Source organism: Pseudomonas sp. CG7 (genome assembly GCF_023701885.1).
Lineage (GTDB): Bacteria > Pseudomonadota > Gammaproteobacteria > Pseudomonadales > Pseudomonadaceae > Aquipseudomonas > Aquipseudomonas zanjanensis.
In genome coordinates this window covers 1-21,905 of sequence record NZ_JABAEE010000097.1, presented here as the reverse complement: position 1 = coordinate 21,905, position 21,905 = coordinate 1, and the positions used below count along the sequence as shown (strand labels likewise).

The following is a 21,905-nucleotide window of genomic DNA, read 5'->3' as shown; positions in this document are numbered from 1 at the left end:
GTTGTTATTGGTTTTGTGCGAGCGATGGTGAAGGGCGGCCCGGGATCGGTTCAATTGCCGTTTGCGGGTTTTGGGCGATTATCGAACGGCAAAACGGCCGATTGGATGGTCGCAATCCCTTGTGGGAGCGAGCTTGCTCGCGATGGCGGTCTGACAGTCTTGGCGGAGTACATATCCATTCCTGCGGTAACGGCCGCTAATGGTTCCGCCCTGACGGCGGGTCACTTTTGACTGGGCCGGCTTCCGGGCTCTTCAAAAGTGAGCCGCCGTCAGGGCGGAACCCTAAGCCGCCGTTACCGCGAAAATGGATATGTACCCAGTCAACAAGAGCAAGGCCAGCTGTCAGGCCGCCATCGCGGGCAAGCCTTGCTCCCACATAGGCCAGCGTTAAAAGGTGCACAAACAAAAAGCCCACCTTTCGGTGGGCTTCGTGTTTTTAAGCATCGGATCAGAACAACTTCGTCTCCGGCGCTTTCTCCGCCACCGGCTCGTTCCTACCCGTCTCGGCATTCCAACCACCGCCCAGTGCCTTGTACAGATTGACCTCGCTGGTCAGTTGCGCAAGACGGTCAGTGATCAGCGATTGCTGCGCGCTGAACAACTGGCGCTGGGCATCGAGGAAGGTCAGGGTGCTGTCGACGCCGATGCGGTAGCGACGCTCAGCCAGGCGGTAGTAGTCCTGGTTGGCGGCGACGAAGTCGGTCTGGGCCTGCAACTGCTCGTTGTAGGTCTGACGTGCGGCCAGGCCGTCGGAGACTTCCTGGAACGCGGTCTGAATCGACTTCTCGTACTGCGCGACGTTGATATCTTTCTGAATCTTCGCGTAATCCAGGCTTGCTCGCAGGCTGCCGGCATTGAAGATCGGCAGGTTGATCTGCGGCGCGAAGCTCCAGGTGCCCGAACCGCCCTTGAACAGGCCGGACAGGTCCGGGCTCAGGGTGCCGGCGTTGGCCGTCAGGCTGATGCTCGGGAAGAACGCGGCCCGCGCGGCGCCGATGTTGGCGTTGGCGGCCAACAGGTTGCGTTCGGCCTGGAGAATGTCCGGACGACGTTGCAGCAGGTCCGACGGCAGCCCGGCCGGCACTTCGCTGAGCAGGTCATCGCTCAACGGTTGCGCGTTCAGGTTGGCCGGCAGGCCGGTGCCCAGCAGCAGGGTCAGGCTGTTCTCATCCTGGGCGACTTGGCGAGTGTAGCGGGCCAGTTGCACGCGGGCGTTTTCCACGGCGGTGCGCGCCTGGCTCAAGTCCAGGGCCGAGGCCACGCCGACTTCGGCGCTGCGCGAGGTCAGCTTGAAGCTTTGCTCGTAGGCGCCGAGGGTTTCCTGGGTCAGCTTGAGCAGTTCCTTGTCGGCCTGCCAGGTCAGGTAGGCATTGGCGACGTTGGCCACCAGGCTGATCTGGGTGCTGCGGCGGGCTTCTTCGGTGGCGAAGTAGCTTTGCAACGCTTGCTCGCTCAGGCTGCGAACCCGACCGAACAGGTCCAGCTCGTAGGCGCTGATCCCCAGTGTTGCCGAGTAGGAACTGCTGATCGCCGCTTCGCCGGTTTGCGAAGCCCGTGCCGGTACCCGCTGGCGGCTGCCGGAGCCGGTGGCCGAGACTGCCGGGAACAGGTCCGCGCGTTGGATGCGGTACTGCGCGGCGTAGGCATCGATATTCAATGCCGCGACGCGCAGGTCGCGGTTGTTTTCCAGGGCGACCTGGATCAGCTGTTGCAACGCCGGGTCATGGAAAAACTGCTTCCAGCCTTGCTCGGCGGCGGCCTGGCCGGGCGCCTTGGCGGCCTCGTAGGCCGGCCCTTGCGGGTATTGCGCCGCAACCGGTGCGTCGGGCCGCTGGTAGTCGGGGATCAGCGAGCAACCGCTGAGCACGACGGCGGCGATGGTCAGGGAGAGTAGCGACTTGCTCATTGGCCAGCCTCTTTGGAAGTTTCAGGAGTGTTGTCCTGGTCGATATTTTTGCGACGACCCATCGACGACACGGTCACGAAGAACAAGGGCACCCAGAAGATCGCCAGGATGGTCGCGGTGAGCATACCGCCGCTCACACCCGTACCGATGGCATGCTGGCTGCCCGAACCGGCCCCCGTGGAAATCGCCAGCGGAACCACACCGAGGACGAACGCCAGGGACGTCATGATGATCGGCCGCAGACGCATCCTACAGGCTTCGATGGCGGCTTCCACCAGGGTTCGGCCCTGTTCGTGGAGTTCCTTGGCGAACTCCACGATCAGAATGGCGTTTTTCGCCGCCAGGCCGATGGTGGTCAGCAAGCCCACCTGGAAGTACACGTCGTTGGACAGGCCGCGCAGGCTGGTCGCCATCAGCGCCCCGATGATCCCAAGGGGCACCACGAGCATGACCGCGATCGGAATCGACCAGCTTTCATACAGCGCCGCCAGGCACAGGAACACCATCAGCAGCGACAAGGCATACAACGCCGGCGCCTGGGAGCCCGACAGACGTTCCTCGTAGGACAGGCCCGTCCAGGAAATACCCACACCGGCCGGCAACTTCTTGGCGATGGCTTCGACTTCGGCCATGGCTTCGCCGGTGGAGTAGCCCGGGGCAGGAGCACCGAGGATTTCCATCGCTTCCACACCGTTGTAGCGGGCCAGTTTTGGCGAACCATAGACCCACTCGCCCTTGGCGAACGCCGTGAACGGCACCATGGTCCCGGCGCTGTTGCGTACGTACCACTTCTGCAAGTCTTCGGGGCTCATGCGGGCACCGGGCTGACCCTGCACGTACACTTTCTTCACCCTACCACGGTCGATGAAGTCGTTCACGTAGCTACTGCCCAAGGCAATCGACAGGGTGTTGTTGATGTCCGACAGGGTGATGCCCAGCGCGCTGGCCTTCTCGTCGTCGATTTCCAGCTGGTATTGCGGCTCGTCGTTCAGGCCGTTCGGACGCACCTGGGAGAGGATCTTGCTCTGGGAAGCCATCCCCAGGAACTGGTTGCGGGCCTCCATCAGCTTGTCGTGGCCGATACCGGCACGGTCCTGCAGGAACACGTCGAAACCGGTGGCGTTACCCAGTTCCAGCACCGCCGGCGGGGCGAAGGCGAACACCATCGCGTCACGGAACGTGAAGAAGTGCTGCTGGGCGCGGGCCGCGAGCTTGAACACGCTGTTGTCGGCGTTACGCTCCTCCCATGGCTTGAGCATGATGAAGGCCATGCCGGAGCTCTGGCCACGACCGGCGAAGTTGAAGCCGGTCACCGTGAACACCGACGCCACCGCATCGCCTTCGCCGCCATCCTTGCTCGGACGCAGCAGGAACTCACGCATCTTGTCCACCACCACCTGGGTGCGCTCGGCACTGGAACCGGCCGGGGTCTGCACCTGGGCGAATAGTACGCCCTGGTCTTCTTCCGGCAGGAACGCCGTCGGGATGCGAGTGAACAGCCAGATCATGCCAACCACGATGAGCACGTAGGCCAGCAGGTACGGGGCCTTGTGCTTGAGCATATTGCCCACGCCGCGCTCGTAGCTGCGAACGCCACGGTCGAAATTGCGGTTGAACCAGCCGAAGAAGCCGCGTTTCGGTGTGCCGTGCTCACCCTTGGGGATCGGTTTGAGCATGGTGGCGCACAGGGCCGGGGTGTAGATCAACGCCACCAGCACCGACAAGGCCATGGCCGAAACGATGGTGATGGAGAACTGTTTGTAGATCACACCCGTCGAACCGCTGAAGAACGCCATCGGCAACAGCACCGCCGACAGCACCAGCGCGATACCCACCAACGCACCCTGGATCTGGCCCATGGACTTCTTGGTGGCTTCCTTGGGTGACAGGCCTTCTTCACTCATCACCCGTTCGACGTTTTCCACCACGACGATGGCATCGTCCACCAGCAAGCCGATGGCCAGTACCATGCCGAACATGGTCAGGGTGTTGATGCTGAAGCCGGCCGCCGCGAGGATGCCGAACGTACCCAGCAACACCACCGGCACCGTCATCGTGGTGATGATGGTAGCGCGGAAGTTCTGCAGGAACAGGAACATCACCAGGAACACCAGAGCGACCGCTTCGACCAGGGTTTCAACCACACCCTTGATCGACTCGCTCACCACCGGCGTGGTGTCGTACGGGAACACCACTTCCACACCTTGCGGGAAGAAGGGCTTGAGGCCGTCGATGGTATTGCGCAGGGCCTTGGCCGTGTCGAGGGCGTTTGCGCCGTTGGCCAGTTTGACCGCCAGGCCCGACGCCGGGGCGCCGTTGAACTGGGCGCTGACACTGTAGTTCTCACCGCCCAGGCCGACATCGGCGACGTCGCCGACGCGCACTTGCGAGCCGTCCGGGTTGACCTTGAGCAGGATCGCCTTGAACTGCTCGGCGGTCTGCAGACGGGTCTTGCCGATGATGGTGGCGTTCAGTTGCTGGCCGGGCAGGGCAGGCAAGCCGCCAAGTTGGCCGGACGAGACCTGGACGTTTTGCGCGGCAATGGCGTTTTTCACGTCCACCGGGGTGAGGTTGAAGTTGTTCAACTTGGCCGGGTCGAGCCAGATCCGCATGGCGTACTGGGCACCGAAGACCTGGAAGTCACCGACACCCGCAGTACGCGAGATCGGGTCTTGCAGGTTGGACACGATGTAGTTGGCCAAGTCGTCCTTGGTCATGCTGCCGTCACGCGACACCACGCCGATGACCATGAGGAAGTTCTTCACCGCCTTGGTCACGCGGATACCCTGCTGCTGCACTTCTTGCGGCAACAGCGGGGTGGCCAGGTTCAACTTGTTCTGGACCTGGACCTGGGCGGTATCGGAGCTGGTGCCCTGTTCGAAGGTCGCGGTGATGGTCATGCTGCCGTCGGAGTTACTTTCCGACGATACATAACGCAGGTTGTCGATACCGTTGAGCTGCTGCTCGATCACCTGCACCACGGTGTCCTGCACGGTTTGCGCGGACGCGCCCGGGTAGGTCACCTGGATCGCAATGGCCGGTGGCGCGATGCTCGGGTATTGGTTGATCGGCAACTTGAGGATCGATAGAGCCCCGACCAGCATGATCACCAGGGCGATCACCCAGGCGAAAATCGGACGGTCGATAAAAAATTTCGACATGGTTTACTCCCCTTTGCCTTCGGCTGCTTTATCAGCTGCCTGAGCGGGGGCCGGGTTCTGGGTGTTGACGTTGGTGGCTTCGGTGGCTTTGACTTCCACCCCCGGCCGTACGTACTGCAACCCTTCGGTGATCAGGCGATCGCCGGCCTTGAGCCCGTCTTCGATCAGCCACTGGCTGCCGACGGTGCGGCTGGCCTTGAGCTGGCGCAGTTCGACTTTGTTATCGGCGCCCACGACCATGGCGGTCGGCATGCCCTTGAGGTCGCGGGTCACGCCTTGCTGCGGTGCCAGGATCGCCGCGCTGTTCACACCCGCCTGCAATTGGGCGTGGACGAACATGCCCGGTAGCAGGGTGTGGTCAGGGTTGGGGAACACGGCGCGCAAGGTCACCGAACCAGTGGTCTGGTCAACCGAGACTTCGGAGAACTCCAACTTGCCTTCGTGCGGATACTGGCTGCCGTCTTCCAGGGTCAGCTTGACCATGGCGGCGTTCTCGCCGGCCTTTTGCAGACGACCGCTTTCCAGCTCGCGGCGCAGTTGCAGCAGCTCGACCGAGCTCTGCGTCACGTCGACGTAGATCGGGTCCAGTTGCTGGATGGTCGCCAGGGCATCGGTCTGGCCGTTACTGACCAGCGCACCCTCGGTCACCGAGGAACGACCGATGCGACCGGAAATCGGCGCATAGACCTTGGTGTAGCGCACGTTGATCTGGGCAGTCTGCAGGTTGGCTTCCGACTCCAGGCGATTGGCCACGGCGGTGTCGTATTCCTGGCGGCTCACCGCCTGTTCGTCCACCAATTGCTTGTAGCGGTCGGCAATCGACTTGGTGGAACGCAGGTTGGCCTCGGCGCTCTTGAGAGTCGCTTCATAGACAGCCGGATCGATCTGATACAGCTGCTGGCCGGCCTTGACGTCGGCGCCTTCCTTGAACAAGCGCTTGAGAATGATCCCGTTGACCTGTGGCCGTACTTCCGCGACGCGGAACGCGCTGGTGCGGCCCGGCAGTTCCGAGGTCAAGGTGAAGGGCTGGGTCTTGAGGGTTACGACGCCGACCTGAGGAGGGGGAGCAGCAGGTGCAGCCTCTTCCTTTTTGCATCCGCTGAGCAGCGATGCCAGGGCGATGGCGGTAACCAGAGCAGTAACAGCTGGCTTGAATTGCATGGAAATCCTCGGGTCCAGGCGCGCAACGGGGCGCACTCGAAAGGTGGAAAGGTAAAAAAGCAGCAGTAATTCAATTAGTAGGATGCTAAGAAATATACTTACGTACACGGTTGTTTGTAAACAGCCAAATTGCGTAATATCCGGATTTACAAAAGCCTGACAAAGGCCAGCGTAGATCGGCGACGCGCTCCAAGGGACGTCGCCTCATATTTGTTCAGCTGATTCTTACGCATTGCTGACCGCATCCTGATTGAGGTGTTTACTGCCATGGTCCGTCGTACCAAAGAGGAAGCCCAGGAGACTCGCAGCCAGATCCTCGAAGCCGCCGAAAAGGCCTTTTTCGAGCGTGGCGTGGCGCGTACAACCCTGGCGGACATCGCGACACTGGCCGGGGTGACGCGCGGGGCTATCTATTGGCATTTCAGCAACAAGGCGGATTTGCTCCAGGCGATGCTCGATACCCTGCACGAGCCGCTCGACGAGTTGGCCCGTGCCAGTGAGAGTGAAGAGGAGCTTGACCCGCTGGGCTGTATTCGCAAGCTGCTGGTCCGGTTGTTCCAGCAAGTGGCCCTGGACCCGAAAACCCGACGCATTAATGAGATCCTGTTCCATAAGTGTGAATTCACCGATGAAATGTGCGATTTGCGCCAGCAGCGACGCGAGGTCAGCCTCGACTGCAATGTGCGCATCGCCCTGTCGTTGCGCAATGCGATGAAACGCGGCCAGTTACCGGATGATCTGGACCCGGAAAGGGCGGCAGTCGCCATTCATGCCTACATCGATGGCATTCTGTACCAGTGGCTGCTGGCCCCCGACAGCTTCGCCCTGGCGGGTGAGGCCGAGCGTTGGGTGGAGATCGGGCTGGACATGCTGCACCTGAGCCCCAGCCTGCGCAAATGAAACAAAATGCGTAATTGCGTCGGTTTGTGTCAATACAGCGCGTAAGGGTGCTTTTATAAACCGACGTTGGCGCGGTTGGTAGGCAATTGGCGGCGAATTTTGTAGGAAATTTGTTTCGCGCTGGTAAACGTGTAGGAATAATTCGCTCGGCAAGGCTGTCCGAACAGGTCAGTAGATACTCCGCCAGATTGCCTTGGCGAGACGGTAATTCTGTTCCCTTAAGACAAATGATGAACCAGTGGCGAGGGAGCTTGCTCCCGCTGGGCTGCGTAGCGGCCCCATTTTGTGAGCGCTTCGCACTCAAGCGGTAGCAAGCTCCCTCGCCACAGATAAGCCTTAAGTGAACAGCATTACCGGCAAGGCTGCATTTTTCAGCTCACCGTGAGTTCCACGGTAAAACCATAAGGTTCTTCATTGGCTGTGCGAGTGATTCGAGTCGTGCATTGGATCGGGCTCATTCCAATGGAAGTTACTTGGTGGATCCGGACGGGTGTCAGCGTTGGTGAAATGACACCGAAGGACGTATTGACGCGCAAACCGAAGTCAAACCGAAAGCCAAATTCTTCATCGCCGAACACAATGAAGTGTTTGAACATGTCCTTACTGCGACTGCCCAGGCGTCGGCTATAAGCAAGATCGAATTTCAACGCTTGGATATCCCAAGGAAGAATCGCTGAAAAGTTCTGCCTGTCCGCATTCGAATGCAGATTGTGTTCACTGACTTCAAAGTCCAGGTCGGTATGATTGATCAACTTAACGACGAGACGAGTGCGGTTCGGGTCGACGCGTTCCTGTTCCCAGGCCTGGATCTGCTTATTGATCTTGTCATTCTGGCTCGCTTTCTCCATCAGCGCCGTGAGCATCGGCTTGTACTCTTGCGTATCGAGCGATCTGAGGTACTGGGACAACACGGCCAACGGTGCCCAGTTGAATTGAGCGGCGAAGACTTCATAAATACTTTTGTCAGCCTGTGGGCTGTTTTCAGGGGTGGCGTTCATTTGAAATCCTTTTCAAAGAGAGTGATTGCAAGACGCTTTGTCTTGTGGCTGGCGATAATAAGAAGGGTTGAAGGGACTTTAGAAGTTTGGATGTTTGACGGGATATTTAGCGCGCATAAAAAAGCCCTGGCTCTTTCGAGGCAGGGCTTTTGTTTTTTACGATTTACATCACTGGATAATCGATATAACCCACCGGCCCTTTGCCATAGAAGGTCTCCGGATGCGCTTCGTTCAGCGGCGCATCGGCTTGCAGGCGTGCCGGCAGGTCCGGGTTGGCAATGAATGGCACGCCGAAGGCCACGGCGTCAGCCTTGCCTTCTGCCAGCCAGGCATTGGCGCTCTCTTTGGTAAAGCGTTCGTTGGCGATGTACGGGCCGCCGAAAGCCTGTTTGAGTTGTGGGCCGATGCTGTCTTCGCCCTCCTTCTCACGGGAGCAGATGAAGGCGATGCCACGCTTGCCCAGTTCGCGCGCCACGTAGCTGAAGGTTTCCAGGCGGTTCTCGTCACCCATGTCATGGGAGTCGGCGCGTGGCGCCAGGTGCACGCCAACCCGGCCGGCGCCCCAGACTTCGATGGCGGCGTCGGTCACTTCCAGCAGCAGGCGGGCACGGTGTTCCCGGGCGCCGCCGTAGTTGTCGGTGCGCTGGGTGGTGCTGCTTTGCAGGAACTGGGCGAGCAGATAGCCGTTGGCGCCGTGGATCTCCACGCCGTCGAAACCCGCGGCCTTGGCATTCTCGGCACCGACGCGGTAGGCGTCGACGATGTCGGCGATTTCAGCGGTTTCCAGTGCGCGCGGCGTTGGGTAGTCGGCCAGCGGACGGACCAGGCTGACGTGGCCCTTGGGCTGGATCGCGCTGGGCGCCACCGGGGTTTCGCCGTTCAGGTACGACGGATGGGAGATCCGGCCGACGTGCCACAGTTGCAGGAAGATCTTGCCGCCAGCGCCGTGGATCGCCTTGGTGACGTTGGACCAGCCGCGTACCTGGTCGTTGGACCAGATTCCCGGGGTGTCCGGGTAGCCCACGCCCATCGGCGTGACGGAGGTCGCTTCGCTGAGGATCAGGCCAGCGGAGGCGCGTTGCACGTAGTACTCGGCCATCAGCGCATTGGGCACGCGGCCTGCATCGGCGCGGCAACGGGTGAGCGGGGCCATGATGATGCGGTTCTTCAGCTCGATGTCGCCGAGTTTGATGGGGTCGAAAATAGTCGCCATGAAAATACAACCTCGAAAGTGGAAGGGTAAACAGTCAACGAGTTGCCGGGGCCAGGTCGGCATTGCCGCCCTGGCGGAAAGTGATCAGGGTGCCCAGCAGCGCCAGCGCGGCCAGCGCGCCGGCGGCCAGGGGCACGGCAGTCAGGCCCAGGCCTTGGTCGATGACGCTGCCGCCGACCCAGGCGCCCAGGGCATTGCCGACGTTGAAGGCGCCGATGTTCAGGGTGGAGACCAGGTTGGGCGCATCCTTGCCGAAGGTCACCACGTTGACTTGCAGGGCCGGCACGGCGGCGAAGCAGGCGGTGGCCCAGAGAAACAGGGTGATTTCAGTGGGGATCAGCGCCACGCTGGTCCAGCTCAGCACGGTGGACACCACGGCCATGGTGATGAAGACGCCCATCAAGGTGTTTGCCAGGCTCTTGTCCGCCAGCTTGCCGCCGATGATGTTGCCCAGGGTCAACCCGAGGCCGATCAGCACCAGGGTCCAGGTCACGCCACGGGGCGATACGCCGGTCACTTCACCCAACAGCGGAGCGACGTAGGTGAAGAGGGTGCACACCGAGGCGGAGAACAGCGCGGTCATGCTCAGGGACAGCCACAGACCGGCGCCTTTGAGCGCCACCAGCTCCGAGCGCATGTCGAGTTTTTCTTCATCGCGCTTGGCCGGCAGGAAGCGGACCAGGCCGATCAGTGCCACCACGCCGATAACCGTCACTGCCCAGAAGGTCGAACGCCAGCCGGCTTCCTGGCCCAGTGCGGTGCCCAGCGGCACGCCGAGCACATTGGCCAGGGTCAGGCCGGTAAACATCAAGGCCACGGCCGAGGCGCGCTTGTTGGGCGCCACCAGGCCGGCGGCCACCACCGAGCCGATACCGAAGAACGCACCGTGGCACAGGGCCGTGACGACCCGGGCGAACATCAGCACGTTGTAGTCGCTGGCGATGGCGCAGAGCAGGTTGCCGACGATGAAAATCCCCATCAACGCCACCAGGGCGGCCTTGCGCGGCAGCCGGGCGGTGGCCAGGGCCATGAACGGCGCACCGATGGCCACGCCCAGGGCGTAGCCGGTCACCAGCCAGCCGGCGCCGGGAATCGACACGCCCAAGTCGGCCGCCACGTCGGGCAACAGGCCCATGATGACAAACTCGGTGGTGCCGATGGCGAAGGCGCTCAGGGCCAGGATCAGGAGTGAAAGGGGCATGATGGGTCCTTGTCAGGTCAGAGCTCTTGGCTCATTTGCTTGAGGAACTGCTGGATCACGTCCTCGTTGCGTTTGAAGAAGTGCCATTGACCGACCTTCTGGCTGGTGATCAGCCCCGCCCGTTGCAACACCGCCAAGTGCGCAGACACCGTGGATTGCGACAGGCCGCAACGCTGGTCGATCTGCCCGGCGCAAATGCCGAACTCATGGTTGTGCAACTGGTCAGGGAACTGGACCTTGGGGTCTTTGAGCCAGTTGAGGATGTCTCGCCGTACTGGGTGCGCCAGGGCTTTTATTATTTCGTCGAGGTCGAGGGTCATGGTGGCAGGCTCGGGGTGAGTAAAACGCTATATCGCGATGGAGCGAACCTTAAATCGTTACTTTGCGATATACCAATATGGATTTGATCTGAGCGCCGAACAAATCGCTATATCGGGTTATAACGATATGGGCGCGGGAGTGCTAAGCTGCGGGCCATGAACTATCTCGCGCACCTGCACCTCGGCGGCCCTGGCCGGGAACAACTGCTCGGCAGCCTCTACGGCGACTTCGTCAAGGGACCGCTGCAAGGGCTCTACGACCCGCGGATCGAGGCGGCGATTGCCCTGCATCGGCGCATCGACATGTATACCGACCGTCATCCGCTGGTGGACATCGCCCTGTCGCGCTTTTCCACGGTGCGACGGCGCTATGCCGGGATCGTGCTCGACGTGTTTTTCGATCATTGCCTGGCCCGGGACTGGCCGTTGTACGGCGAGGAGCCGCTGCTGGATTTCACGTCCCGGGTTTACCAGGTGCTCGGCACCGAACCGCAGTTGCCAGGACGCCTGGCGCACATCGCCCCGCACATGGCGGCGGATGACTGGCTGGGGTCTTATCAGGAATTCGAGGTGTTGGGGCAAGTACTGCGCGGTATTTCTCGCCGCCTGTCCCGTCCCGAGGAACTGGCCGGGGCGATGCCGGAGTTGATCAGGCTCTATGAGCCGTTGAGCGAAGACTTTCGGTTGTTCTATCCGCAGCTTCAGGATTTTGCGTTGAACCAGACGACGCCACAAAACTAATGTGGGAGCGAGCTTGTTCGCGATAGCGGTGTACCAGCCAGCACATCGGCTGAATGTTAAGCCGCTATCGCGAGCAAGCTCGCATCCCACAGGGGATGCTCCGCAGAGATCGGGTCAGGCCGCAATTGCCGCAGGTCGCACCGGCACTTGCTGTTTCTCGGGAATCGCGCCGAACAACGCCTTGTGCACCGCCTGCTGCGCCTGGAAGGCCAGGGCCGCGCGTTCCTGGCCATGGCAGGCAATCGGTTCCAGCAGGTGGATGTGCACCTCGCCCCGATCATTGGCGAACAGGCGCATCAGGTGCGACAGCAAATCATCATCGCCAATGAACGGCGCCAAGGAATCCGGCTCGCCGTTGCGCAGATAACGAATCGCCACCGGTTGCAAGGCAACATCGGCATCGATCGCCGCCGACAACAAGCGACCGTGGAAGGTGCGCAGGGAACGGCCGTCGGTGGTGGTGCCTTCCGGGAACATCAACAACGGATGGGCCTGTTCCAAGTGGCGGCTCATCTGTTTGCGGATCAGCTGGCTGTCACCCGAGCCGCGACGGATAAACAGGCTGCCGGCCTTGGCGGCCAGCCAGCCGGCGACCGGCCAGGTGCGCACTTCGGCCTTGGACAGGAACGACAGCGGCGTGAGCATGCCCAGCAGCGGGATGTCGGTCCAGGACACATGGTTGCTGACCCAGAGCATCGGGCGTTGCGGCAGTTGACCATGGACGGTGACGGCAAAGGGCAGGGCATGGCTCAGCCGGGCCATGAAGAACCGCGACCAGCGCTGGCGACGCACCATGGAGTTGGCGATCCCCAGGCGTTCGAACAAACCGAACACGCTGGCCATGCTCAGCCCCAGCGTCACCACCAGCAAGACTCGCGCGATACGCGCGTACACCCGCAACCGACTCATCACACCGCTGCCTTGAAGTGACGGGCGTAGCGCGGGCAGAGCTCGTCGCGCTTGAGCAGGATGAACACCTCGGCCACCTGGAAATCCTCGTCCCAGCACGGCTCGCCGCAGATCTTCGCGCCCAGGCGCATGTAGGCCTTGAGCAGCGGTGGCATCTCGGCAATGACGTTGGACGGCACGTCCAGGGTCGGCAGTGGTTTTTTCGGCACGGCTTGCAGGTGTTCGGTGCACAGGTAGCGTTCGCGCAGGCGCTGCATGATCGCCTGGGCCTGGATGCCGCCATCCTGCATCGGAATGCTCGCGCAGCCCATCAGGTAGCTGTAGCCGCCTTCGTTCAGGACTTCGGCCAGCTCGCCCCAGAGCACCGCGATGGTGCCACCGTTGCGGTAGGCCGGGTCGACGCAGGTACGGCCGATTTCCAGGATCGGGCCCTTGAGGTGGACCAGGCCGTGGAGGCTGAATTCTTCTTCGCTGTAGAACCGGCCCAGGCTGCTGGCGGCCTGGTGGTCGAGCAGGCGGGTGGTCGCCACGAGGCGGCCGGTGTTCAGGTCGCGTACGCCGATGTGGGCGCAGTGAACATCATAGTCATCCATGTCCAGACCCATTTCCGCGCCTTTGAGCTTGGCGTTGAACTCGCCACTGAAGACGTTGAAGCGCAGGGCCTGGGCTTCTTGCAAGGCGTGGGCGCCGACCAGGCGTTCGGCTTGCAGGCGGCGTTCATTGCCGGTGTCGCTGATGCGGGCGATCTGAGTCATAGCGAATCTCCGTGCGGGCTGTTCAGTTGCAGCCTGTCGACTTTCTTTATGCAGCCATGTTGTGCAAAGTCAGGCTATGTAGCCCCGGTGTCATCGCCATGAAGCTTTGGTGATGCTTATATGACAGCCCTCAAGGAGTCCGCCCAATGCCCTGGCAAACCCTGATCGAACACGGCGAGCGCTTGCCCGCCCATCCGGACCTGGCCGAAGGTTATGCCGCGTTGCTGCAACGCCTGGGGCCGGTGACGCCGTTCGAGCTGGCCGTGCTTGGGGCTCGGTCGATGGCCACGCCGGGGCTGGCGTTCCTGGTGGGCTACCAGGCGGCACTGCGGGTGCTTTGGCCCAGTGCGCCGCAGAGCCTCGGCGCTCTGTGTGCCACTGAGCAGCGCAGCGTGCGGCCGGCGGACATGCACACCCGTCTCGACGATTTGCGCCTGAGCGGACGCAAGGATTTCGTCACCGCTGGCGACGCCGCCGAATGGCTGTTGATTGCTGCCCGCTGCGAAGCGCCCGGTGAAACGCCACGGCTGAACCTGGCGGTGGCCTACGCGGGCGAGCCCGGCGTGACCTTGGAGAAACTGCCCGCCATAAGCCTGATGCCCGACATCAGCCATGGCCGCGTGCTGCTCGACGGCGCGTTGTGCGAGTTACTGGCGGGCGACGGTTGGGACGCCTACGTCAAACCGTTCCGCACCCTGGAAGACCTTTATGTGCTCAGCGCGATGACGGCCTGGTTGCATGGCGTCGGGCAGGAGTGCGCCTGGCCCCAGGCGTTGCAACTGCGCCTGCTGGCGTTGCTCGCCGGCTGTGCGGAGGTGAGCCGGCATAACCCTTCGAATGCTGCCGGGCATGTGCTGCTGGGCGGGTTGTTCGCCCAGTTCCATGGGCTCGACGGTGAACTCAACGCTGCCCTGGCCGGCGGACCTGCGACGTGGCGCGAGCTGTGGACACGGGATAAAGGCGTGATGGACATTGCGGCGGGGGCGCGGGCCAAGCGGTTGGCCAAGGCGTTGGGATAGCCCTTCAAACCACTAACCACCTGTGGGAGCGAGCTTGCTCGCGATAGCTGTCTGTCAGTCGCCATATGCTTAGCTGACACTCTGCTATCGCGAGCAAGCTCGCTCCCACAGGGGACTGCACAACACTCGAAACTGTCATCAAGTCTGAATAGGCTCTGAAGGTTCAACCCTGCGAGCCCCAAGCATGTCCAAAGGCTGGTTCCTGATCCCGCTGTTGTTGCTCAACCTGAGCGTCCACGCCGAAGACTGGCCCGGCGAGCAATGGCCAAGCGGCCCGACGCCGAGCGGGCCGGCCATCGAAGCCTTGGCGCAATACGCCTTCCCGCCCCGGGACGATGTGAGCCGCGAGGGCATCCGCACCGATGCGCTGCTGGTGATCCAGGACGGTCGGCTGGTCTATGAACGCTACGCCGGATCAACTACCGCCCAGACCCCGCACCTGACCTGGTCCATCAGCAAAAGCCTGTTGGCGGCGGTGTTTGGCGTGGCCTACGGTGAACAGCGCTGTGCCCTGGACGATCCGGCCGCCAAGTACTACCCGCCGCTGAACCGACATCCGGGCCTGACCCTGGCCAATCTTTTCCATTGGGCGTCCGGCCTGGACTGGCAGGAAGACTACGAATACGCGCCGCTGAAGTCATCGGTGGTGGCGATGCTCTACACCCGCGGGCGTCATGACATGGCGGCGTTTACCGCGCAGCATGAACGCTTCAGTCCGCCGGGGCAGGCGTTCCGTTATTCCAGTGGTGACAGCAACCTGTTGGCGGCGGCCCTGAAAAGTATCGTCGGCCCGGCACGTTATCCCGATTACCCTTGGACGGCCCTGTTCGAACCCCTGGGCATCCACAATGCCACCTGGGAAACCGACGCCAGCGGCACGTTCGTGGGGTCATCCTACGCCTACCTGACGGCGCGGGACCTGGCACGTGTCGGCTTGTTGATGCAGCGGGACGGCCGCTGGGGCGAACGGCAGCTGATTCCCAAGGCTTGGGTCACGTTCAGCCGTGAACCGTTCGTGCACTTCCAGGCCGGCCAGGATGAAGCCGTGCCGGGCGGGCACTGGTGGCTCAATCGCGCCGCCGATCCGGCGATCCACCCCTGGCCCGACGCGCCGCCGGACACTTTTGCCGCCCTGGGTCATTGGGGCCAGGCGCTGTACGTCATTCCCAGCGCCAAACTGGTGATCGTGCGCTACGGCGACGACCGCGACGGCCGCTATCGCCATAACGAACTGCTCAAGCGGGCCATGGCGGCGTTCGCCGGGACGGTGCAGCCATGAGGCGCAACGTGTTGCTGACCCTGCTGTCGGCGGTGCTCATCGCCCTGTTCAGTTGGATGTGGCTGGAGCGGGTGGCGTTGCGGGCCTTTCCCGACATCATTAGCGCCTACACCGCCAAGGAATATTGCTCGTGTCGCTATGTGATGCAGCAACCGGCCGAGTATTGCCGGGGTTATGTGAAGCAGTCGGTGCCCACCAGTGATTTTCTCGAGACCGTTGCAGCCAAGCGCGTCACCGTCAGCGGGTTGGGGCGCAGCAACAGTGCGCGGTGGATGGGGGAGCGGCAGGGGTGTCGGTTGGAACCCTGAAAGTTGATTCGATGATGGCTTTTGTGGCGAGGGAGCTTGCTCCCGCTGGGCCGTAGGAGCTGTGTAGGAGCTGACGAGTGCAGCGAGGCTGCGATCCTTCCAAGGGCACTTGAATCTCAAGCGAAAGATCAAAAGATCGCAGGCTTCGCCAGCTCCTACAGATCCCAGTGGGAGCAAGGGTTATGTGCGCAGCAGGGATGTTCTGAAACAGACAGTTTGCAAGCGCCCTCGGCCCGGTTAAGGTTCGCCACAGGTTTATCTACCCTCCGAGTGCATATGTTCAAGCGGTTCTTCCCACGCGTGGTCGCCAGCGTGCTGCTGGCCTGCGCAGCGCTGCCGGCCCAGGCCGACTGGTACCTGGACGGCGAGTCGTCGCGGCTGTCGTTTATCAGCAGCAAAAACGGCAACATTTCCGAAGTCCAGCGGTTCCTGGTGCTGCACGGCCAAGTCCAGCCCGACGGCTTGGCGCGCCTGGAAGTGGAACTCGAATCCATCAACAGCGGTATCCCCCTGCGGGACGAGCGCATGCGCGCCGAGCTGTTCGAGATCAAGCAGTTCGCCGAGGCCACGGTCACCGCCAAGATCGACCTGATGCCGATCCAGGACCTGGCCAACGGCGCACAGCTGGAATTGCGCCTGCCGCTGACGGTGAACCTGCATGGCAAGCAGCATGAATATCCCGTTGAGTTGCTCGCGACGCGCCTGGATGAGCGTCGCTTCCAAGTGGTGACCTTGGAGCCGGTGGTGCTCAACGCGGCGGATTTCGATTTGGCGCCGGGCCTGGAAAAGCTGCGCAACCTGGCCGGGTTATCGGCCATCAGCTTGTCGGTGCCGGTGAATGCGGTGCTGATTTTCACGGCGCGCTGACATGAGCGGCCCGGTGTTTCCCTGGCGTGAAGGCAATCGCTTCGAGCTGTTGGTCGACGGCCCGGAATTCTTTCCGCGCATGCTGGTGGAAATCGCCCGTGCCCGGGAACAGGTCGAGCTGGAACTGTACCTGGTGGAGGCGGGGGCCTGCGCCGAAGCAATGGTCCAGGCACTGGTCCAGGCCGCCGAGCGTGGCGTTCGCGTGCGCTGCCTGTTCGATGACTACGGCAGCCTGGCGTTTACCCTGGCCCTGCGCAAGCGCCTGACCGAGGCCGGGGTGGAGTTGCGTTTCTACAACCGCCTGAGCTGGCGGCGCTGGGTGCGCAATCTGTATCGGGATCATCGCAAGCTGTTGTTGGTGGACCAACGCCTGGCCGTGGTCGGCGGCACCGGGGTGACCGATGAATTCTGGAACCCCCTCGACGACCGCAGTGAGTGGCATGAAGTGATGGTGGAAATCGTCGGCCCCCTGGTGCTCGACTGGCAACTGCTGTTCGATCGCCAGTGGCTCGCCAACCGTCATCGGCGTGCCTGGAAACCGGCGTCCAACTTCGGCTTGCCGCGCCTGCCTCGCGTGCCGCCGGTGGGCGAGGGCATGGGCCGGGTGGCGTATGCCGACGCCCGTCAGCATCGCGACATCCTGCAATCGCTGTCCCGGGCATTGAACAGCGGCCAGAATCGCATCTGGATGGCAACGCCGTACTTCCTGCCGACCTGGAATGTGCGCCGCTCCTTGCGCAAGGCCGCCGCCCGCGGCATCGACGTGCGCCTGCTACTGACCGGCCCACGCACCGATCACCCGTCCGTGCGCTACGCCGGGCACCGTTACTATCCGCGACTGCTCAGGGCGGGTGTGCAGATCTACGAGTACCAGCCGTGTTTCCTGCACTTGAAGATGGTGCTGGTGGATGATTGGGTCAGCATCGGCTCCTGCAATTTCGATCACTGGAACCTGCGTTTCAACCTGGAAGCCAACCTCGAAGCCTTGGACTCCAAGCTCAGCAGTGCCGTGGCGGCCAGCTTCGAACGGGATTTCGCCCAGAGCCTGCAAGTCAGCCTCGACGCCTGGCAGCGCCGACCGTTGTGGAAGCGGTTCAAGCAGCGCCTGTGGGGGTGGGTGGATCGGTTGGTGGTGAATCTGCTGGATCGGCGGGGCTAGTCCGAACACCCAGATACAACTGTGGGAGCGAGCTTGCTCGCGATGGCGTTGGATCAGTCACATCGATATCGACTGATACTCCGCTATCGCGAGCAAGCTCGCTCCCACAGGGAGGATTGAGTTGTTCTGGAGGTCAGAGCAACTCAAAACTCTGCTGTTTCACATCCTGGGAATCCAGGCCGATCTGCACGTTGAACTTGCCTGGCTCCGCGGCGTACTTGAGCTGGGCATTGAAGAACTTCAGGTCGTCTTCGGTGATGGTGAAGTGGATGACTTTCTTCTCGCCGGCCTTGAGCATCACCTTGCGGAAGTTCTTCAGCTCCTTCACAGGGCGGATGATCGAACCGGTCACGTCCTGGATGTACAGCTGCACCACGGTCTCGCCGTCACGCTTGCCGGTGTTTTCCAGCGTCACGCTGGCATCGAGCTTGCCGGTCTTGTTCAGCGTGGTGGACGACAGCGCCATGTCCGACAGGCTGAACTCGGTGTAGCTCAGGCCGTAGCCGAACGGGTAGAGCGGGCCGGTGGTGTCGTCGAAATACTGCGAGGTGTAGTTGCCCGGCTTGCCCGGCGTGAACGGCCGGCCGATGCTCAGGTGGTTGTAGTAGGTCGGAATCTGCCCTACCGAGCGTGGGAAGGTGATCGGCAGCTTGCCAGACGGGTTGTAGTCGCCGAACAGCACGTCCGCGATGGCGTTGCCGCCTTCGGTGCCGCTGAACCAGGTTTCCAGGATCGCATCGGCCTGCTGCTTTTCTTCCAGCAACGACAGCGGACGGCCGTTCATCAGCACCAGCACCAGGGGCTTGCCGGTGGCCTTCAGGGCCTTGATCAGCTCGCGTTGGCTGGCGGGGATGTTCAGTTCGGTACGGCTCGACGATTCATGGGACATGCCACGGGACTCACCCACGGCGGCCACCACCACATCGGCGGACTGCGCGGCCTTCACCGCTTCGTCGCTCAGCACTTGGGCCGGGCGCGGGTCATCCACCACTTCCGGGGCGTCGAAGTTGAGGAAGTTCAGGTAGTCGAGGACCTTCTTGTCGCCGGTGATGTTGGCGCCACGGGCGTAGATCAGCTTCGACTCACCGCCCAGCGCGCGGGCCATGCCGTCGAACAGGGTGCCCGCCAGCGCCGGGCGCCCGGCGGCAGCCCAACTGCCCATCATGTCGATGGGTGCCTTGGCCAAGGGACCGACCAGGGCGATCTTGGCGGTTTTCTTCAGGGGCAGGGTCTGGTTGCGGTTTTCCAGCAGGACCAGGCTGCGGCGCGCCACATCGCGGGCATCGGCGCGGTGCATGCGGGTGTCGGCGTAGACGTCGGCGGGGTCATCCTCGGCCTTGCCGATGCGCAGGTACGGGTCCTTGAACAGGCCCATGTCGTACTTGGCCGCGAGCACTTCGCGCACCGCATTATCGATGTCGCTCTGCTCGATCTCGCCAGCTTTGAGCAGCCCTGGCAATTCCTTGCCGTAGAGCGAGTCGTTCATGCTCATGTCGATGCCGGCCTTGATCGCCAGCTTCGCCGCTTCGCGACCGTCCTTGGCGACGCCGTGCTTGATCAGTTCGAAGATGGCGCCGTGGTCACTGACCGCCAGGCCCTTGAAGCCCCATTCCTTGCGCAACAGGTCGTTCATCAGCCAGGTGTTGGCCGTGGCCGGCACGCCGTTGATGGAGTTCAGCGCGACCATCACACCGCCGGCGCCGGCGTCGATGGCGGCGCGGTAGGGCGGCAGGTAGTCCTGGTACATTTTCAGCGGACTCATGTCCACGGTGTTGTAGTCCCGACCGCCTTCCACGGCGCCATACAGGGCGAAGTGCTTGACGCTGGCCATGATGCTGTCGGCCGCGTTGGCCCCGCTGCCCTGGAACGCCTTGACCATCACCCCGGCAATGCGCGACACAAGATAAGTGTCTTCGCCGAAGCCTTCTGAAGTCCGGCCCCAGCGCGGGTCGCGGGAAATATCGACCATGGGCGCGAAAGTGATGTCGATGCTGTCGGCCGCCGCCTCCTTGGCTGCGATGCGGCCGGAGTGGTAGATGGCGTCCATGTCCCAGCTTGAAGCCAGGGCCAGGGGGATCGGGAAAATCGTGCGGTGGCCGTGGATCACGTCATAGGCGAAGAACATCGGGATCTTCAACCGGCTGCGCATGGCCGCGTCCTGCATCGGACGGTTCTCATCGCGGGTGATGGAGTTGAACGTACCGCCGATATTGCCGGCGGCGATTTCCTTGCGAATCATCTCCCGGGGCATTTCCGGGCCGATGCTGATCAGGCGCAATTGGCCGATCTTCTCTTCGAGGGTCATCTGCTTCATCAGGTTACTGATGAACGCATCCTTGTTCTCTATGGGGGCGGGCAGGTTGTCGGCTAATACGGAGTAACTGGCCAGACTGACAAACAGGCCCAGCAAACACAGCTTCTTCATGAATAATTTTCTCGCAAGCCTAAAGGGCGGTGATCAGGACACGCCGGTCAGCCGAAATGTGAGGAGCGGCTATTGTTGTTCAATTAAATGCAGCAGACTTTCGAACCCATTGGGCTGAACTTAGTTTCGCACTGCGCATCTTTTAGCCCATCGGCCCGTTTCAATCCAGCGCGACGGCAGATTATGCCCCAGACGTCGGCGGGATAGGTGGCCGGGTTTTCCTATGTCATGCAAGGGAGCGCCATATCCGATGAATCCTCGACTGAATCACCTTCGCAGCCTGCCGATGCTGGCGCTGATGCTGCTCACCACGTTGTTGGCCGGTTGCGGCATCAACAACATCCCGACCCTGGACGAACAGGCCAAGGCTGCCTGGGGCCAGGTGCAGAACCAGTACCAGCGCCGCGCCGACCTGATTCCCAACCTGGTGGAAACCGTCAAGGGCTACGCCCGGCACGAGCAGGACACCCTGACCGCAGTGATCGAGGCGCGGGCCAAGGCCACGTCGATCCAGGTGGACGCCAGCACCTTGGACAACCCGGAAAAACTCAAGCAGTTCCAGCAGGCCCAGGACCAACTGAGCGGCGCATTGAGCCGGCTGATGGTGGTGGTCGAGCGTTATCCGGACCTCAAGGCCAACCAGAATTTCCTGGCGTTGCAATCGCAGCTCGAAGGCACCGAGAACCGCATCGCCGTGGCCCGCCGCGACTTCATCCTGGCGGTGCAGAAGTACAACACCGAGATCCGCACGTTCCCGGGGCGCCTGTGGCACAGCGTGATGTACAGCGACCTGCCGATCCGCGAAACCTTCGAGGCCACCAGCCCCAATGCTGAAAAAGCCCCTGAAGTGAAGTTCTGAAGCAGTGTGGGAGCAAGCTCGCTCCCACACAGGAGTTCCAATGCGAGTGTTGAAATTCGGCCTGGTGCTGTTGCTCTGGGTCTTTACATTCACGGCCCAGGCCGAATTGAAGTTTCCGGAACTGACCGGGCGAGTGGTGGATGCCGCCCAGATGCTCGACCCTTCGGTGCGCGCGCAACTGGACATGCAGCTCAAGGCCCATGAACAGGCGACCGGCGAACAGGTGGTCGTCGTGACCCTGGCGGACTTGCAGGGCAGCAGCATCGAGGACTTCGGCTATCGACTGGGGCGCCATTGGGGCATCGGGCAGAAGGATAAAAACAACGGCGCGCTGCTGATCGTCGCCCGGGATGACCGTAAACTGCGCATCGAAGTGGGTTATGGCCTGGAGGATCGCCTGACCGACGCCCAGAGTTCGGTGATCATCCATCAGGTGATCACGCCGGCCTTCAAGACGGGCAACTTCAACAAAGGCATCAGCGACGGCGTCGCGGCGATGCTGGTGGTGCTGGGCGGCAACCCGCTGGACGAGCCGGCGACTGCTTACAATACGGATGGGCAGCAGGGCGATTTTGTCGAGCGTCACCCGGGGCTGTTCATCTTCCTGGTGATACTGTTTATTTTGACGATATTGGTCTGCCAGATGCTCGGTATCCTGCCGACCGGACGCGGTGGCTCCAGCGGCTCGGGCGGTTACGGTGGCGGAGGCTTCGGCGGCGGAGGC

20 protein-coding genes are annotated in these 21,905 nt (G+C 62.1%); 10 read left to right on the top strand and 10 right to left on the bottom strand.

Annotation, left to right across the window (positions count from 1 at the left end; translation table 11 throughout):
* A partial coding sequence (locus HGO40_RS26995) for a hypothetical protein (RefSeq protein ID WP_250965522.1) occupies window positions 1-231 on the top strand: 231 nt, incomplete at its 5' end.
* 217 nt (window positions 232-448) lie between these two features.
* Here the strand turns inward: HGO40_RS26995 and adeC are convergent.
* From adeC to HGO40_RS26980, 3 genes are read right to left on the bottom strand one after another with little or no spacing between them, the layout of a single operon-like run.
* A complete protein-coding gene (gene adeC, locus HGO40_RS26990) occupies window positions 449-1,906 on the bottom strand; it encodes an AdeC/AdeK/OprM family multidrug efflux complex outer membrane factor (RefSeq protein ID WP_250965521.1) in 1,458 nt (485 codons plus the stop codon).
* Window positions 1,903-5,067: an efflux RND transporter permease subunit EmhB gene (gene emhB, locus HGO40_RS26985; protein WP_250965520.1), complete on the bottom strand. Its 3,165-nt coding sequence runs from the start codon at window positions 5,065-5,067 to the stop codon at window positions 1,903-1,905. The genes adeC and emhB overlap by 4 nt, the downstream gene beginning before the upstream one ends.
* Before the next feature lie 3 nt (window positions 5,068-5,070).
* The gene (locus HGO40_RS26980) at window positions 5,071-6,228 is read right to left on the bottom strand and encodes an efflux RND transporter periplasmic adaptor subunit (RefSeq protein WP_207967129.1); all 1,158 of its coding nucleotides are present in this window, start codon (window positions 6,226-6,228) and stop codon (window positions 5,071-5,073) included.
* A gap of 267 nt (window positions 6,229-6,495) precedes the next feature.
* On the opposite strand from HGO40_RS26980, the gene HGO40_RS26975 reads away from it, so the two are divergent.
* Window positions 6,496-7,128, top strand: a complete 633-nt coding sequence (locus tag HGO40_RS26975) for a TetR family transcriptional regulator (RefSeq protein ID WP_186704494.1) — start codon at window positions 6,496-6,498, stop codon at window positions 7,126-7,128.
* Between the two features lie 371 nt (window positions 7,129-7,499).
* Here HGO40_RS26975 and HGO40_RS26970 read toward each other — a convergent pair whose 3' ends face one another.
* The 4 genes from HGO40_RS26970 to HGO40_RS26955 form a co-directional block, all read right to left on the bottom strand.
* Window positions 7,500-8,126 carry a hypothetical protein gene (locus HGO40_RS26970; RefSeq protein ID WP_250965519.1) on the bottom strand — a complete coding sequence of 209 codons (627 nt, stop codon included), beginning with the start codon at window positions 8,124-8,126 and terminating at the stop codon, window positions 7,500-7,502.
* Between the two features lie 163 nt (window positions 8,127-8,289).
* Complete coding sequence (locus HGO40_RS26965) at window positions 8,290-9,339, bottom strand: alkene reductase (protein WP_250965518.1); 1,050 nt, start codon at window positions 9,337-9,339, stop codon at window positions 8,290-8,292.
* Window positions 9,340-9,373: 34 nt separating this feature from the next.
* Window positions 9,374-10,540, bottom strand: coding sequence for an MFS transporter (locus HGO40_RS26960; protein WP_250965517.1), 1,167 nt, complete (start codon window positions 10,538-10,540; stop codon window positions 9,374-9,376).
* Window positions 10,541-10,557: 17 nt separating this feature from the next.
* The gene (locus HGO40_RS26955; RefSeq protein WP_053182660.1) at window positions 10,558-10,860 is read right to left on the bottom strand and encodes an ArsR/SmtB family transcription factor; all 303 of its coding nucleotides are present in this window, start codon (window positions 10,858-10,860) and stop codon (window positions 10,558-10,560) included.
* Window positions 10,861-11,016: 156 nt separating this feature from the next.
* On the opposite strand from HGO40_RS26955, the gene HGO40_RS26950 reads away from it, so the two are divergent.
* On the top strand, window positions 11,017-11,601 hold the full coding sequence (locus HGO40_RS26950) for an acyl carrier protein phosphodiesterase (RefSeq protein WP_250965516.1): 585 nt from the start codon (window positions 11,017-11,019) through the stop codon (window positions 11,599-11,601).
* 114 nt (window positions 11,602-11,715) lie between these two features.
* Here HGO40_RS26950 and HGO40_RS26945 read toward each other — a convergent pair whose 3' ends face one another.
* Entirely contained in the window at window positions 11,716-12,510 is a 795-nt protein-coding gene (locus tag HGO40_RS26945; RefSeq protein WP_186704499.1) for a lysophospholipid acyltransferase family protein, read from the bottom strand.
* The gene (gene olsB, locus HGO40_RS26940) at window positions 12,510-13,265 is read right to left on the bottom strand and encodes an L-ornithine N(alpha)-acyltransferase (protein WP_250965515.1); all 756 of its coding nucleotides are present in this window, start codon (window positions 13,263-13,265) and stop codon (window positions 12,510-12,512) included. The genes HGO40_RS26945 and olsB overlap by 1 nt, the downstream gene beginning before the upstream one ends.
* Before the next feature lie 146 nt (window positions 13,266-13,411).
* On the opposite strand from olsB, the gene HGO40_RS26935 reads away from it, so the two are divergent.
* The 5 genes from HGO40_RS26935 to HGO40_RS26915 all read left to right on the top strand — a co-directional run bounded on the left by HGO40_RS26935 (window position 13,412) and on the right by HGO40_RS26915 (window position 17,897).
* Window positions 13,412-14,284 carry an acyl-CoA dehydrogenase family protein gene (locus HGO40_RS26935; protein ID WP_250965514.1) on the top strand — a complete coding sequence of 291 codons (873 nt, stop codon included), beginning with the start codon at window positions 13,412-13,414 and terminating at the stop codon, window positions 14,282-14,284.
* Window positions 14,285-14,468: 184 nt separating this feature from the next.
* Window positions 14,469-15,563: a serine hydrolase domain-containing protein gene (locus HGO40_RS26930; protein WP_250965513.1), complete on the top strand. Its 1,095-nt coding sequence runs from the start codon at window positions 14,469-14,471 to the stop codon at window positions 15,561-15,563.
* Window positions 15,560-15,871, top strand: coding sequence for an amidase (locus HGO40_RS26925; protein WP_250965512.1), 312 nt, complete (start codon window positions 15,560-15,562; stop codon window positions 15,869-15,871). Before HGO40_RS26930 ends, HGO40_RS26925 begins: the two co-directional genes overlap by 4 nt.
* Before the next feature lie 276 nt (window positions 15,872-16,147).
* Entirely contained in the window at window positions 16,148-16,738 is a 591-nt protein-coding gene (locus HGO40_RS26920) for a YceI family protein (protein ID WP_250965511.1), read from the top strand.
* Between the two features lies 1 nt (window position 16,739).
* The gene (locus HGO40_RS26915) at window positions 16,740-17,897 is read left to right on the top strand and encodes a phospholipase D-like domain-containing protein (RefSeq protein WP_250965510.1); all 1,158 of its coding nucleotides are present in this window, start codon (window positions 16,740-16,742) and stop codon (window positions 17,895-17,897) included.
* Between the two features lie 133 nt (window positions 17,898-18,030).
* Here HGO40_RS26915 and bglX read toward each other — a convergent pair whose 3' ends face one another.
* Window positions 18,031-20,322, bottom strand: coding sequence for a beta-glucosidase BglX (gene bglX / locus HGO40_RS26910; protein ID WP_250965509.1), 2,292 nt, complete (start codon window positions 20,320-20,322; stop codon window positions 18,031-18,033).
* A gap of 250 nt (window positions 20,323-20,572) precedes the next feature.
* On the opposite strand from bglX, the gene HGO40_RS26905 reads away from it, so the two are divergent.
* A complete protein-coding gene (locus HGO40_RS26905) occupies window positions 20,573-21,181 on the top strand; it encodes a LemA family protein (protein ID WP_250965508.1) in 609 nt (202 codons plus the stop codon).
* Between the two features lie 40 nt (window positions 21,182-21,221).
* Window positions 21,222-21,905, top strand: a 684-nt coding sequence (locus HGO40_RS26900; RefSeq protein WP_250965507.1) for a TPM domain-containing protein, incomplete at its 3' end; no start/stop codon positions are given.

Excerpts from the sequence above, each read along its gene's own strand:
- HGO40_RS26960 (WP_250965517.1), bottom strand. The coding sequence starts at position 10,540 with ATGCCCCTTTCACTCCTGATCCTGGCCCTGAGCGCCTTCGCCATCGGC.
- HGO40_RS26920 (WP_250965511.1), top strand. The coding sequence starts at position 16,148 with ATGTTCAAGCGGTTCTTCCCACGCGTGGTCGCCAGCGTGCTGCTGGCC.
- HGO40_RS26965 (WP_250965518.1), bottom strand. The coding sequence starts at position 9,339 with ATGGCGACTATTTTCGACCCCATCAAACTCGGCGACATCGAGCTGAAG.
- HGO40_RS26915 (WP_250965510.1), top strand. The coding sequence starts at position 16,740 with ATGAGCGGCCCGGTGTTTCCCTGGCGTGAAGGCAATCGCTTCGAGCTG.
- HGO40_RS26980 (WP_207967129.1), bottom strand. The coding sequence starts at position 6,228 with ATGCAATTCAAGCCAGCTGTTACTGCTCTGGTTACCGCCATCGCCCTG.
- HGO40_RS26935 (WP_250965514.1), top strand. The coding sequence starts at position 13,412 with ATGCCCTGGCAAACCCTGATCGAACACGGCGAGCGCTTGCCCGCCCAT.
- HGO40_RS26925 (WP_250965512.1), top strand. The coding sequence starts at position 15,560 with ATGAGGCGCAACGTGTTGCTGACCCTGCTGTCGGCGGTGCTCATCGCC.
- HGO40_RS26975 (WP_186704494.1), top strand. The coding sequence starts at position 6,496 with ATGGTCCGTCGTACCAAAGAGGAAGCCCAGGAGACTCGCAGCCAGATC.
- HGO40_RS26950 (WP_250965516.1), top strand. The coding sequence starts at position 11,017 with ATGAACTATCTCGCGCACCTGCACCTCGGCGGCCCTGGCCGGGAACAA.
- HGO40_RS26955 (WP_053182660.1), bottom strand. The coding sequence starts at position 10,860 with ATGACCCTCGACCTCGACGAAATAATAAAAGCCCTGGCGCACCCAGTA.
- olsB (WP_250965515.1), bottom strand. The coding sequence starts at position 13,265 with ATGACTCAGATCGCCCGCATCAGCGACACCGGCAATGAACGCCGCCTG.
- HGO40_RS26930 (WP_250965513.1), top strand. The coding sequence starts at position 14,469 with ATGTCCAAAGGCTGGTTCCTGATCCCGCTGTTGTTGCTCAACCTGAGC.
- HGO40_RS26905 (WP_250965508.1), top strand. The coding sequence starts at position 20,573 with ATGAATCCTCGACTGAATCACCTTCGCAGCCTGCCGATGCTGGCGCTG.
- emhB (WP_250965520.1), bottom strand. The coding sequence starts at position 5,067 with ATGTCGAAATTTTTTATCGACCGTCCGATTTTCGCCTGGGTGATCGCC.
- HGO40_RS26945 (WP_186704499.1), bottom strand. The coding sequence starts at position 12,510 with ATGAGTCGGTTGCGGGTGTACGCGCGTATCGCGCGAGTCTTGCTGGTG.
- HGO40_RS26970 (WP_250965519.1), bottom strand. The coding sequence starts at position 8,126 with ATGAACGCCACCCCTGAAAACAGCCCACAGGCTGACAAAAGTATTTAT.
- bglX (WP_250965509.1), bottom strand. The coding sequence starts at position 20,322 with ATGAAGAAGCTGTGTTTGCTGGGCCTGTTTGTCAGTCTGGCCAGTTAC.
- adeC (WP_250965521.1), bottom strand. The coding sequence starts at position 1,906 with ATGAGCAAGTCGCTACTCTCCCTGACCATCGCCGCCGTCGTGCTCAGC.